10 protein-coding genes are annotated in these 13739 nt (G+C 71.6%); 8 read left to right on the forward strand and 2 right to left on the reverse strand.

The features are described from left to right. Positions 1-35 precede the first annotated feature (35 nt). The 3 genes from AB0H78_RS30715 (at position 36) to AB0H78_RS30725 (ending at position 3593) form a co-directional block, all read left to right on the forward strand. Positions 36-1976 (forward strand): ABC transporter permease, encoded by a 1941-nt coding sequence (locus AB0H78_RS30715; protein ID WP_363237931.1) that lies wholly within the window; start codon positions 36-38, stop codon positions 1974-1976. Positions 1977-2011: 35 nt separating this feature from the next. Further along, complete coding sequence (locus AB0H78_RS30720; RefSeq protein ID WP_363237932.1) at positions 2012-3298, forward strand: CAP domain-containing protein; 1287 nt, start codon at positions 2012-2014, stop codon at positions 3296-3298. A 97-nt stretch (positions 3299-3395) separates the two neighbouring features. Continuing rightward, a complete protein-coding gene (locus AB0H78_RS30725) occupies positions 3396-3593 on the forward strand; it encodes a DUF4236 domain-containing protein (RefSeq protein ID WP_329113380.1) in 198 nt (65 codons plus the stop codon). A 3-nt stretch (positions 3594-3596) separates the two neighbouring features. On the opposite strand, the gene AB0H78_RS30730 is transcribed toward AB0H78_RS30725, so the two are convergent. Then, a complete protein-coding gene (locus tag AB0H78_RS30730) occupies positions 3597-4295 on the reverse strand; it encodes a YoaK family protein (RefSeq protein ID WP_363237933.1) in 699 nt (232 codons plus the stop codon). Positions 4296-4346: 51 nt separating this feature from the next. Beyond that, positions 4347-4964, reverse strand: coding sequence for a phosphoribosylanthranilate isomerase (locus AB0H78_RS30735; RefSeq protein ID WP_363237934.1), 618 nt, complete (start codon positions 4962-4964; stop codon positions 4347-4349). A gap of 287 nt (positions 4965-5251) precedes the next feature. Between AB0H78_RS30735 and AB0H78_RS30740 the strand changes: the two genes are divergently transcribed. From AB0H78_RS30740 to pgm, 5 genes are all read left to right on the forward strand, one after another. Further along, positions 5252-6934, forward strand: a complete 1683-nt coding sequence (locus AB0H78_RS30740; protein WP_363237935.1) for a PP2C family protein-serine/threonine phosphatase — start codon at positions 5252-5254, stop codon at positions 6932-6934. Beyond that, entirely contained in the window at positions 6931-7956 is a 1026-nt protein-coding gene (locus tag AB0H78_RS30745; RefSeq protein WP_363237936.1) for a cobalamin-dependent protein, read from the forward strand. The genes AB0H78_RS30740 and AB0H78_RS30745 overlap by 4 nt, the downstream gene beginning before the upstream one ends. 115 nt (positions 7957-8071) lie before the next feature. After that, entirely contained in the window at positions 8072-10087 is a 2016-nt protein-coding gene (locus tag AB0H78_RS30750) for an NB-ARC domain-containing protein (RefSeq protein WP_363237938.1), read from the forward strand. A gap of 134 nt (positions 10088-10221) precedes the next feature. Then, entirely contained in the window at positions 10222-11970 is a 1749-nt protein-coding gene (locus tag AB0H78_RS30755) for a glycosyl hydrolase family 18 protein (RefSeq protein ID WP_363237940.1), read from the forward strand. 124 nt (positions 11971-12094) lie between these two features. Further along, positions 12095-13735: a phosphoglucomutase (alpha-D-glucose-1,6-bisphosphate-dependent) gene (gene pgm, locus AB0H78_RS30760; protein ID WP_363237941.1), complete on the forward strand. Its 1641-nt coding sequence runs from the start codon at positions 12095-12097 to the stop codon at positions 13733-13735. Positions 13736-13739: the final 4 nt, after the last annotated feature.

Consider the following 13739-nt stretch of genomic DNA (forward strand, 5'->3'; position numbering starts at 1 on the left):
CCCCTCCCGCATCCGCCCCAGTTCAGGGACCGCCGATGAAGCGCCTTCGCCCCCGCAGCCGTACGACCCGAGCCCCCGTCGCCCTGGTCGTCCCCGCGCTGCTCGCGATCGCGTTCCTGCTGATGCCGCTCATCGGGATCCTCGCCCGCACCACCTGGGGCGACCTGGGCACCCATCTGACGAGCCCCGGCGTCACCCAGGCGTTCAAGCTGTCGCTGGTCGTCTCCTTCTGGGCCCTGGGGCTTTCCCTGCTCTTCGGGGTGCCGCTGGCCTGGCTGCTCGCGCGGGTCGACTTCCCCGGCAAGACGCTCGTACGCTCCCTGGTCCTGCTCCCGATGGTGCTGCCGCCGACCGTCGGGGGCGTCGCGCTGCTCCTCGGCTTCGGACGGCGCGGACTGCTCGGCCCCTGGCTGGAGAGCACTTTCGGCATCACGCTGCCGTTCAGTACCGCGGGCGCGGTCGTCGCCGCGACCTTCGTCGCGATGCCGTTCCTGGTCATCAGCCTGGAGGGTGCGCTGGCCGGACTGCGGCCGAGTTACGAGGAGACCGCCTCCTCCCTCGGCGCTTCGCCGGTACGGGTCTTCCTCACCGTGACGCTGCCGATGGTCGCTCCGGGGCTCGCGGCGGGGGCCGCTCTGACCTGGGCGCGTGCGCTGGGCGAGTTCGGTGCCACCATCACCTTCGCCGGCAACTTCCCCGGCACCACCCAGACGCTCCCGCTCCAGGTCTATCTCCTCCTCCAGGACTCCCCCGAGGCCGCGACGTCCGTCTCGCTGCTGCTGCTCGCCATCGCGATGGCCGTGCTGATCGCGCTGCGCGGCCGCTGGATCGGCGGGAGCGCGGACCGCAGGACCGACAAGCGCCGGGCGGACGAAGTACCGGTGTCCGCCGACGACTTCGCCCCGTTCGAAGCCATCGCTCCGGCTCCCGCGAAGGAGCTCTGGCCGCTGCACGCGGAGGTCACCGGCTTCAACCAGCTGACCCTGGACGCCGATCCGGGCACCACCATCGCGGTCGTCGGCGAGAACGGCGCGGGCAAGACCACCCTGCTGCGCGCTCTCCTCGGACTCACCCCGCGCGCCCACGCCGACCTGCGCCTGGGCTCCGCCGATGTGACGGGCCTGCCGCCGCACCGGCGCGGCGTCGCCTGGGTCCCGCAGGAGGGCGCGCTCTTCCCGCATCTGACCGCCCTCGGCAATACGGCGTACGGGCTGCGCGCCCAGGGCGCCGGGCGCGCGGAGGCCCGCCGCGAGGCACGCCAGTGGCTGGAGCGGCTCGGGGTGGGGCATCTCGGCCACCGCAAGCCGGGCCAGCTCTCCGGGGGGCAGGCCCAACGGGTGGCCCTGGCACGGGCGTTGGCGGCCCGCCCCCGGCTGCTGCTCCTCGACGAGCCTCTCGCCGCCCTCGACCAGACCACGCGGGCTCACGTACGCCACACCCTGCGCACCCACCTCGCCGGCTTCGGCGGCGTCTGTCTGATCGTCACGCACGACCCGGTGGAGGCGGTGTCGCTGGCCGACCGGGTTCTCGTACTCGACGAGGGGCGCACCCTGCAGTACGCGCCGCCCGCCGACGTCTCCCGGCATCCGCGCTCGCCGTGGGTGGCGCGGATGCTCGGCCGCAACGCCTGGCCGGGGACCGCCGACGGGGACGGATCCCTCGCACTCGCGGGGGGCGGGCGCCTCGTCGTCGCCGACCCTCTCGCCGAGGGGGCCGCCGCGCTGGCGGTCATCGCCCCCGAGGCGGTCTCGGTGCACCGCGACAAGCCGGGCGGGAGTCCGCGCAATGTGTGGCCGGGCACCGTCCGTGAGATCACCGCCGTCGGCAGCCGTCTGCGTATCGTGATCACCTCCGAGGGGGCGCCCGATCTGGTCGCCGAGATCACTCCGGGCGCTGCCGCCGAGCTCGGGCTGGCGGACGGATCGGCCGTCTGGACCAGCATCAAGGCCACCGAGGTCACTCTCGTCGCGCTGTAGGGAACCGCCACCGGTCCGAACTGCGTTCTCCAGGCATGAGCGAGTTGGTCCCCGGCGGCAATCTGGCCCTCCCCGGCGGTGTGCTGACGTTCCATGTGCCGGGGCCGTTCGATCTTTCGGTGCTGATCACCGACGACAGCGGAAAGGTCTCCGGCGACGGGGACTTCGTCTTCTACAACCAGCCGACGGCACCCGGCGCCCGGCTGGGCGAGGGCACCGTGAGCGTGGACCCGCCCCGGCTGCGGTCCGGGGCGAGCAGGGTCACCGTCGTCATCAGCCCGGCGGACCCCGGCACACCGCTGGGCCGGCTGCCCGCCCCGGCCCTGCGCCTGGCCGGCTCCGGCGGTCAGACCCTCGCCACGTTCGTCCCGCCGCGCCCGACCCACGAGACCGTGCTGCTGCTCGCCGAGGTCTACCGCCGCGGCACCGGCTGGAAGCTCCGTGCGCTCGGACAGGGGTACGCGGACGGACTTGCCGGGATCGCCCGCGACTTCGGCGTCGACATCGCGGAGGACGGTCCCGGCGACACCCTCGCTCCTGCGCCCGACAGCCGTGACGCCCCGGACGGTCTGCTGCGGCTCGTCAACGCGGACCGCTCCGGTGCGGGCGTCCCGGCCGTGCGCCTGGACCCACGGCTGACGTCGGCGGCCCGGGCGCACGCGACCGGCATGGCAAGGCAGGACCGCCTCAGCGTGGAGGGGCCGGACGGCATCTCCGTCTATCAGCGGGTCTCCGCCTCCGGGTACGCGTACCTCACCATCGCCGAGCACCTCGTCTCCGGGCCCCGTACGCCGGCCGAGTTCGTCGACTACTGCCGGGGCGACGGCCAGAGCCGGCGTGCCCTGCGGAACCCGGCCCTCACCGATGCCGGGTTCGCGCACGTCGGGGAGTACTGGACGGCCTTGTGGGCCAGGCCCTTCACGGCGGAGGGGCTGGCCCGTACGGCATCGGAGGTGGTGGCCCTCACCAACTCCGAGCGCTCACGGGACGGACTGCGGCCGCTGGCCACCGACCCCAGGCTGGCCGCGGCCGCACAGGCGTACAGCACCGACATGGCGGCCCGCGGCTTCTATTCGCACACCTCCCCCGAGGGGCTCCAGCCGTGGGACAGGGCCGCGGCCGCGGGCGCCGACCACCGGGGCATCGGCGAGAACATCGCCTGCGGCCAGCGCACCGGACCCGAGGTGGTGCTGGGCTGGATGAACAGCCCGGGCCACCGCGCCAACATCCTCAAACCTGACTTCACGCACATCGGGATCGGCTTCGCGGGAGGCGGTCTCGCGGGGACGTACTGGACCCAGCTCTTCGGACAGTCGGGGTAGTGCGCGGACGGCGGGCAACTGCCGCGCATTCGCAGGGGATTCGGGGTTACCCGTATCCCCGACGGAACTACGACTCTGCAAGCCGAGGGAGCCCCAGATGCCGATCACGTTCCGCAAGAGCTTCCGGATCCTGCCCGGAGTGCGGCTGAACATCAACCGCCACTCCTGGTCCATCACCACCGGCGGGCGCAACGGGCCGCACCACACGTCGAGCAGTACGGGGCGGCGCACCACGTCCATGGACCTCCCCGGTCCGTTCGGCTGGCGTCGCACCACGCGCCGTCGCCGCGGCTGAGGCCTAGGCCTGGGCCTGGGCCTGGGCCGGCGGTCGTACGGAGCGGGCGGCGGCCAGCGCGACGGCCGCGAGCAGGGCGACCGCGGGCGCTAGCGCCCAGGCCGTCCCATGGCGGAGCTGGAGCAGGCCGCCCGCGAGCGCACCGCAGAACATGGCGGCGAGCGAGACCAGCCGGCGCACGGTGGCCGGCCCCGGCCGGTCCGCGGCCAGTCCGGTCAGGGTGCGGGTGAGCACGGTGGTGGTGAAGTCGGGGACGCCCAGGCCCAGTACCACCGCGTTCTGCAGGCCCATGCCCAGCGCGAGAAGCGCGATCAGTACGTACGGGGAGAAGCCGGTGAGGTACGCCACGAGCGCCATCGCCACCAGCACCGCATGCGCCCCGACCAATGCCGCGAACAGTCGCACACGGTCGGGGATCCGCGGGGCGATCCGGCCGCCGGCCAGTGCGCCCACCATGAAGGCCCCGGCCGCCAACAGCGAGGCGGTGGCGGAGAGTTGGATGTCACCGGCGAGTGCGAATCCGAGAAAGACCACGTTGCCCGTCATGTTGGCGACGAAGACCCGGCCGAGTCCCAGATAGCTGACCGCGTCCACCAGACCGGTGACGACGGTCAGCACCACCAGCAACGGCGGCAGTACGCCGTGGTGTCGGGGATCTTCGGGGAAGAGCCGGGCGGCGGCCCGGTCGAGGAGAGAGTCCATACGCTTCCTTCGGCAGAACGACGGGCGCTCCCGAGCGGCGGCCGCCCGGTATCAGGCGCCGGAAGGTGTCCGCCGGGCCTCCGTCACGAAGGCGCGGATCAACTCCGGTGATTTCACTCCGCGTTCGCTCTCCACTCCGCTGGACACGTCCACACCCCACGCTCCGGTGGCCTCGGCGGCCCGGCGGACGTTGCCCGGATGCAGTCCGCCGGCCAGTAGCCAGCGGCCCGTGGGGGCCACGAACGCGGGTGAGGACCAGTTCCAGGGTTTGCCGGAACCGGGGTCAGGGGCATCGAGAAGCAGCAGGTCTTCACCCAACTCCCCGTTGTTGACCGGGACATCGGTGGCGGCTGTCGCCCGGATCAGGGTGCGCCCCTCGGCCCGCAGGGACTCGTAGTACTCCACGCCCTCGTCCCCGTGCAGCTGTACGGCGCGGATCCCGCTCTCCTCGGTCAGCCGCCGCACCTCGTCCAGGGACTGCCCGCGGAAGACCCCGACCGTCAGGACGCGGTCCGGCACCAGCCGCGCCAGCCGCCAGGCCGTGGCACCGTCGACCGTCCGCGCGCCGGACGCGAAGACGAAGCCGACGGCGTCGGCTCCGGCGTCCACGGCGGTGTCCACGTCCTGTTCGGTCCGCAGACCACAAATTTTGACGAAGAGATCACTCATGCCCGGATTCAAGCAAATACCGGGCCCGGCCGGAAACTTTGATCTTCTTCACGCCGGTCCGGTGGACGCGAATCGCCCTTCCGTCCGTGTACATGCCACGCTGATACGTTTTTTCACATCCGAGCCGGATCCGATGATTTCACATCGGCCGATGATCGTGTGCCATTGCCTTCAAGTTCCCTGCACGAACACGGCAGTTGAGGCACGGTGTTCTATCGGTTGTCAGCACCGACGAATACGGAGGGCTCCGGAGCAGGGGCCGTAGGGCACCCCGCCCCGGAATGATCATGTCGCGAACACACCAGCAGCCCGCCCCGGAAAGTGATCGGGCACACCGGGACCAGAGGGCCCTGTCCTGGGTGGCCCTGCTCCTCAGTGCGCCCGAGGCCGCTGTGTTCGTGGACGAGGGCAACCGCATCGTCTCCCTGAGTCCGGCCGCCGCCACACTGCTGCCGGGCCTCGCAGCGGGCGATCCGCTGGAACCGGACGCACTGCCCGGCTGGCTCGTCTGCCGCGATGTGTATCTCCGGGGCTCCGGCGGGCCCGGGTCGCCGGCCGTCGACGCCGTGGATTCCGCGAGCCGGTCAACGGCGCCCCCTCAGGAGATTCACCCGGACGACGTACATCGTGAGAGCGGGACCGGGAGCGGAAGGCCGACCGGGACCTCGGCGGCACGCACCCCGCCGGCGCCCCTCGCTTCCGCGGCCCCCTGCTGTGCCTCTCCGCCACCGAGTCTCTGGGACACGGGCGCGTCATGGGAGCAGTGCACGCGGGCAGTCGCGCACCGGCTGGTGGACCGGTGGGCGGACGGTGCGGCAGTGCTCACCCACTTCCGCCGGGGTTCGGCCGAGGTGACCCGGGCCACCCGGCGCGACGGAGCCCTGCGCTGCCGTACCGAGCGGCACGAGCGCGTACGGATCGAGGAGCACCTGGTGCCCGGCCTCGCCGACGCGCTGGGCGGCGGCCCCGCGCCCGAACCGTACTGGCAGCCCGCGCCCCCGCAGCTCCCGATATGGCTGACCGGGCCCGATCCCGCGGAGTTCGACTCACTGCTCATCGTGCCGCTCCCAGGTGACGACACACCCTCGGGAGCCCTGGTGCTGCTCCGCCGTGGGCAGCGGCCGCAGGAGCCCGTCGCCGAGGGCGGCACGCTCAGCACCTTCGCACGGCAGGCCGCGGTCGCCCTGCACGCCGCAGGACTGCAGCACATCGTGGACGAAGTGGCCGCAGGTCTCGGGGACCAGCTGCGGCCGCCCCCTGCTCTCCGCTTCCAGGGCGCCGATGTCGCCGGAGCCTGGCGGCCCTCCCCCACCGGCCTGGGCGCCGGGGGCGACTTCTACGACTTCCTTCCCCGCCACGACCCCGACACCGTGGTGCTGGGCGACATCTGCGGCAACAGCACGCGCTCCGCTCTGCGGGCGAGCGCCATGCGCGAACAACTCGCCGCCCTCGCCGGCTACGACGTCACCCACCGCGAACTCCTCAGCCGCCTCAACGCCCTCCAGCACCACGACGACGAATACGCCTTCTCCTCACTCGTCCTCGCCTCCATCGCACCCGGCACCCGGGGCGGGCTCGTCCTGCGCATCTCCACGGCAGGCCACCCGCCGGCCCTGCTCCTGCGGCGCGGACGGAAGATCGAGCCCGTCGCCTCCGGCGGCACGCTGATAGGGGTCATGCCCTGGGCGAGCGGACGGAGCCGGGTCGTACGGCTGCGGCCCGGCGAGACCTGTCTTCTGTACAGCGACGGCCTCACCGAGGCGCGCGGGGGCCCGCACGGGGAACTGCTGGGCGACGACCGTTTCGCGGACGCGCTCGCCGGCTGTTACGGACTGCCGCCCGAAGCCCTGGTCGAGCACATGCTGATGACCACCGCCCAGTGGCTCGACGGACGCGACCACGACGACATCACCCTGGTCGCCATCCAGGCTCCCCCGCTTCCCGGCGGCCGGAGAGGAGAGACTCCATGATGAACAGCCCCGACGGGCGCACCGTCACCGCGCAGTTGTCCGTCCAGTTCCACAACAGCCTGCTCCAGCAGAACGAGAGCATGGCCACGGCCCTGGTCCGCCGGGCCCTGGACAAGGGGGTCACCCCGCAGGACTTCCTGCTCGAAGTGGTGGCTCCCGCCCAGCAGCGGATCGGTGAGGCCTGGGCGTCCGGCGCGATCGGCGTCGCGCAGGAGCATGCCGCGACGGCCCTCAGCGACCGGGCCGTGACCCTCGCGCTCGCCGCCCCCCAGTACGGTCCTGACGTCCGGCCCGACCGCACCCGGATCACCGTCGCCTGCGTGGAGGGCGAATGGCACGCCCTGCCCGCCCGTCTGGTCGCCGACATCCTGCGCCTGCACGGCCGGCAGGTCACCTTCCTCGGTGCCCATGTCCCCACCCACCATCTGCGCGCCCATCTGCGCACCGACCGGCCGCAGATCATGGCGCTCAGCTGCTCCATGGCCTCGCGGCTGCCCTTCGCCCACGCGGCGGTCGGGGCCTGCCGGAACGCGGGCATACCCGTACTGGCCGGGGGTGCGGCGTTCGGGCCCTCCGGGGCGCGGGCGCGTGAGGTGGGTGCGGATCAGTGGTGCGGGGACGCGCTGGAGGCAGCGTCCTTCCTCGCTCAAGGCACCCTGGGCGGCGACAGCTCACCCGCGTACGTACCGGATCCGGAGAACCAGGAGGAGTTCTGGCTCCTGACCTCCACCCGTGCCCGCCTCGTGCACGATCTGGCCACCGGTCTCGGGCACCCGGATCCGGCCCACCCGCTGCATCGCGCGCAGCTCACGGACCACTTGGCGCTGCTCGCGGAGTCACTCGCCTCGTCCGTGTACATGGCGGACCCGTTCATCTTCGCCGAGTCGGTCTCCTGGCTGACGCAGATCGGCCGGCCCCGCCAACTCACCCCCGCGTTCCTGGAATCCGCCCTGGAACGCATGGCCGCGCGGCTCAGGGACTTCCCGCTGGCCGCGGCCGTTCTGCACGCGAGCGTCGGTTAGGTTCACCGACCGGCGCATAGCCAGGACTGAACGCTTCTGACCGTTTTCCGGGATGCGGTACGACCGTGCACCCTCACACGACAGGATTAGGGCCGTGGTAGGCAACCTCCCCATCATGACGACCAGTTTCATCGGTCGCGGAAGCGAACTGGTCGCTACCCGGCGGGCGCTGGCGGATCACCGGCTGGTCACCCTCACAGGGACCGGCGGTGTCGGCAAGAGCCGGCTGGCCTTACGTGCCGCGGAAGAGGTGCGCGGCACCTACAGCGACGGGGTGTGGTGGGCGGACCTCTCCCACCTCTACGACGACCGGCTGTTCACCGCCATGGTCTGCGATGCCGTCGGCCTCCTCGACCACAGTCTGCGACGCCCCGTCGAGGCGCTCTGCGACTGGCTGGCCGACCGTCAGGTGGTGCTCGTCCTCGACTGCTGCGAGCGCGTCCTCGATGCGGCAAGGGAGCTGGTGGGCGAACTCCTCACCGCGGCTCCGCGACTGACGATCCTGGCCACCAGCCGCGAACCTCTCGGCGTGATCGGGGAGTTCTGCCTGGAGGTGCCCCCGCTCTCGCTGGGCGACGACGGGGACGAGGCGGTGCTCCTCTTCCGCGAGCGGTGCGCCGCGGCCGCTCCCGACGTATCGCTCGACTCCCCGGAGTCCGCCGGTGCGGTGGCCGACATCTGCCGCCGCCTGGAAGGGGTTCCCCTCGCCGTCGAACTGGCCTGTGCACGGCTGTACGAGAACAGCGTCGCGGAGATCTCGGAGCGTCTGACGTCCCGGCTCGACACCCTTGTCGACGAGTCGATGTGGCCGGTGCGCCACCGCGCCCTGCGGACCGCCATCGGCTGGAGCCATGAACTCTGCGCCCCGCTGGAGCGGCTCCTCTGGGCCAGACTCTCGGTCTTCCGGGGCCCTGTCGACGAGGCGGACGTCCAATCGGTCTGCGCCGGCGGTCCGTTGAGCGCCGGGAGCATCCCCGCGATCCTGGAGCGGCTCGTCGCGCAGTCCGTGCTCCAGCGGGACGGCAGCCGCTACCGGATGCTCGACACCCTGCGCGAGTACGGCGCCATGTGGCTCGCCGAGCTCGGCGAGGAACAGACTCTCGCGGGACGTCACGCCGCACACTTCGCGGACATGATGGCCCAGGCGCAGGCCGGCTGGCTCAGCCCGCAGCAGGTCACCTGGTACGGCAGGATCTCCGAAAGCCACGCCGATCTGCGCGCCGCACTCGACCATCTCCTCACCGAGGATCCGGAGACGGCCGTGGAGATGGCGGGGCGCACCGGCCTGTTCTGGCCCTGCTGCGGACACCTCCACGAGTCCCGCGACTACCTCCAGCGTGCCCTGGCCCTCGATACGGAGAAGGGGCCCCACCGCACCCAGGCACTCTGGGCGCTGGGTATCACCCTCACCCTCCAGGGCGACCACGAGGCCGCCCTGCGGATCGGAGAGGAGTGCACCTTCGCCGCCTGGCAGGACCACGAGCCCGATTCCGTGCTCTTCGCGGCGCACACTGTCGGCCTCACCCGTCTGATGACGGGGCATCCGAAGATCGCGTACGCCGTGTGCGACCGCGCGCTGCGCGCCTGTGAGGACGCGCCCCCGGCAGGTCCCTCGTACATGTGCTGTCTGGTGATCAGGGCCTTCGCGCTCTCCGCCATGGGACGGCTGGACGAGGCGTACCGGGAGGCCTCCAGTCTGCGCCGGATCAGCCTGCGCCACGGCGAGCACTGGGCGCGGTCGTACGCGGATCACCAACTCGCCTTCATACACCTGCTGCAGGGGCGGCCCGAGTACGCCGAGGGGCATGCCCGCTCGATGCTCGCGAGCAAGCACGACATCCATGACAGCCTCGGCATCGCCCTGGGGCTCGACCTGCTCGCCGGGACGATCGCGGTCCAGGGCGACGGGGTGGAGGCCGCGCGCACCTCCGGCACGGGCGACACGTACTGGCGCATGCTCGGCCATCCCAACCGAGGCACCCCCGAACTCGGCGCGCTGCGCGAGGGATGGGAGCGCAGAGCCCGCGAGTCGGCGGGGGACAACGCCTACGAGACGGCGTACCACCGTGCCGTGGAGGACGACGCCGAACGCGGCCTGGCCCACGCCCTGCAGGGGCATTTCTCCCCGTAACCGGCCCCCTCGTCCAGCGGCTCCGGGCGCTCGGCAAACACTGGGGCATGAAGTGGTCTGGACCCTTGACGTGGACATGGTCCAGACCAATCATGGGCGCGATCCCTTCCTTGTCTCACCCATCGGGAGCCCCCATGAGACGGAACAGACCCCTGCGCGCCCTTCTGGCCACCCTGGCGACCACGGTCGCCTCGGCCGGCCTGGTCCTGGGCGGTTCGGGTGCGGCCCACGCGGCCACACCCCTGCCCGCCCATGTCTTCGCCCCCTATTTCGAGGCGTACAACGGCGACAGCCCCGCCGCACTCGCCCAGCAGTCCGGCGCCAAGTACCTGACGATGGCCTTCGTCCAGACCGAGGCGAAGGGGTCCTGCACCCCCTACTGGAACGGCAGCACCGCTCAGCCCGTCTCCTCCTCCGTCTTCGGCGCGGACTTCACCACCATCCGCTCGCGCGGCGGCGATGTGATCCCGTCCTTCGGCGGATACGCGGCCGACAACGGCGCCACCGAGATCGCCGACAGCTGCACCGATGTGGACTCGATCGCCGCCGCGTACGAGAAGCTCGTCACCACCTACGACGTCACCCGCCTCGACATGGACATCGAGGACAACTCGCTGACCAACACGGCCGGGATCGACCGCCGCAACAAGGCGATCAAGAAGCTGCAGGACTGGGCCGCCGCCAACGGCCGTACGGTACAGATCTCGTACACCCTGCCGACGACCACCAGCGGTCTGGCGAGCAGCGGGCTCGCGGTGCTCCGCAATGCCGTCACCAACGGCGCCCGCGTCGACGTCGTGAACCTCATGACCTTCGACTACTACGACGGCGCCTCGCACAACATGGCCACCGACACCCAGACCGCGATCACCGGTCTGGTCGGCCAACTGGGCTCCCTGTACCCGTCGAAGACCTCCGCACAGCTGTGGGGCATGACCGGCATCATCGAGATGCCCGGCATCGACGACTTCGGCGCGGCGGAGACGTTCACCACCGCCGACGCGACCGCCGTCTACAACTGGGCCGTCTCCAAGGGCGTCAACACCCTCTCCTTCTGGGCGCTGCAGCGCGACAACGGAGGCTGCCCCGGCACCGGCGGCTCCGACACCTGCTCGGGGATCGCCCAGGACCAGTGGTACTTCACCCATACCTTCGCGCCCTTCACGGGCGGCGGCGGTCCGGTGGCGGACGACTTCTCGCTCTCCGTGGCCCCCGGTTCGGCGACGGTCGCTCCCGGCGGCTCGGCCACCGCGACGGTGAGCACCGCGGTCGCATCGGGCACCGCACAGACCGTGACGCTCACCGCCTCGGGTGCGCCCGCCGGTGTGACGGCCACGCTCACACCGGCCTCGGTCACCGCGGGCGGCACATCGCAGCTGAAGGTCACCGCATCGGCGTCGGCCGCCCCGGGCACGTATCCGATCACCGTCAAGGGCACCTCGGGGGCGGCGACGCACTCCTCGGCGTACACCCTCACCGTCTCCGGTCCTGGCGGTGGTACGGGCGCACTGGTCAACGGCGATCTGGAGAGCGGCTCCCTGACACCGTGGACCTGCGAGAGCGGCGGCGCGGTGGTGAGCACCCCGGTGCACGGCGGCACGCACGCGCTCAAGACGAACCCGACGTCCGCGCAGAGCGGCGAGTGCACCCAGACCCTGACGCTCGCCGCCAACACCAAGTACACGCTGAGCGGTTGGGTCCAGGGGAACTACGCCTACCTCGGTGTACGGGGCGGGGCGAGTGCCAGCACCTGGACCAGTTCCGCGGGCTGGACCAAGCTGTCGGTCCCCTTCACGACGGGCGCCTCGGGCGCGGTCACCGTCTATCTGCACGGCTGGTACGGACAGGGCGTCGTGTACGGCGACGACCTCGCCGTGGGCTGAGCACACCGGGGGCCGCACCTGCCCAGGTGCGGCCCCCGCCGTACGGCGATGCGGCGCTCTCGCCCTGGAGCGGCAAAGATGGTGGTCCAGCCGACCGTGACAACCAATCTTCAGGAGTGGGCAGATGCCGCACGAACGAGCCGGACAGCAGGCAGGTCCCGGGGATCTCATCGACGTGGCCCGTCTGGTGACCGCGTACTACGCACTGCGTCCGGACCCGTCCGTGCCGGATCAGCGCGTCGCCTTCGGTACGTCCGGCCACCGCGGATCGGCGCTCGCCACCGCGTTCAACGACGACCACATCGCCGCGACGAGCCAGGCCATCTGCGAGTACCGGGCCCGGCAGGGCACCGACGGACCTCTCTATCTGGGCGCCGACACCCACGCACTGTCGGAGCCGGCCCGGGTGACGGCCCTCGAGGTGTTCGCCGCCAATGACGTGACCGTGCTCATCGACAGCGCCGACGGGTACACGCCCACCCCGGCGGTCTCGCACGCGATCCTCACCCACAACCGGGGCCGGACCTCCGCTCTGGCCGACGGTGTCGTCGTCACCCCCTCGCACAACCCGCCCGCCGACGGCGGCTTCAAGTACAACCCGCCGAGCGGCGGCCCCGCGGGGTCGGACGCCACCGGCTGGATCCAGGACCGGGCGAACGAGATCATCACGGGCGGCCTCAAGGACGTCCGGCGCATCCCGTACACCCGTGCGCTCGCCGCAGCGACGACTTCGCGCCACGACTTCCTGAGCGCGTACGTCGCCGACCTGCCCTCCGTCCTGGACCTCGACGCCGTCCGGGACGCGGGCGTGCGGATCGGCGCCGATCCGCTGGGTGGTGCGTCGGTCGCGTACTGGGGGCGGATCGCCGAGCAGCACCGCATCGACCTGACCGTCGTCAACCCCCTTGCCGATCCCACCTGGCGGTTCATGTCGCTGGACTGGGACGGCAAGATCCGGATGGACTGCTCGTCGCCGTACGCGATGGCCTCGCTCATCGAGCAGCGCGACCGGTTCCAGATCTCGACGGGGAACGACGCGGACGCCGACCGGCACGGGATCGTCACCCCGGACGGCGGGCTGATGAACCCCAACCACTACCTCGCGGTCGCCATCCAGTACCTGTACGCGCACCGCGGCCAGTGGCCGGCCGAAGCGGGCATCGGCAAGACCCTGGTCTCCTCCACGATGATCGACCGGGTCGCCGCCGACCTGGGCCGCAGGCTCGTGGAAGTGCCCGTCGGCTTCAAGTGGTTCGTGGACGGACTGGCCGACGGATCGCTGGGCTTCGGAGGCGAGGAGTCCGCCGGCGCGTCCTTCCTGCGCCGCGACGGATCGGTGTGGACCACCGACAAGGACGGCATCCTGCTGGCGCTGCTCGCCTCGGAGATCCTCGCCGTCACCGGCAGCTCTCCCTCGCAGCACTACGCGCGGCTCACCGACCGCTTCGGTGCACCGGCCTACGCGCGGATCGACGCTCCCGCCACCCGCGAGGAGAAGGCCGTGCTCGCCCGTCTCTCCCCGCAGCAGGTCACCGCGGACACCCTGGCCGGAGAGCCGGTGACCGCCGTGCTCACCGAGGCGCCCGGCAACGGCGCGGCCATCGGCGGCATCAAGGTGACGACCGAGAACGCCTGGTTCGCGGCCCGTCCCTCGGGCACCGAGGACGTGTACAAGATCTACGGAGAGTCCTTCCACGGCGCCGACCACCTGGCCCGCGTCCAGGAGGAGGCCAAGGCCGTGGTCTCGGCGGCCCTGTCCGCCTGACACG

It is taken from the genome of Streptomyces sp. NPDC050738 (assembly GCF_040654175.1).
In the GTDB taxonomy this organism is placed as follows: Bacteria; Actinomycetota; Actinomycetes; order Streptomycetales; family Streptomycetaceae; genus Streptomyces.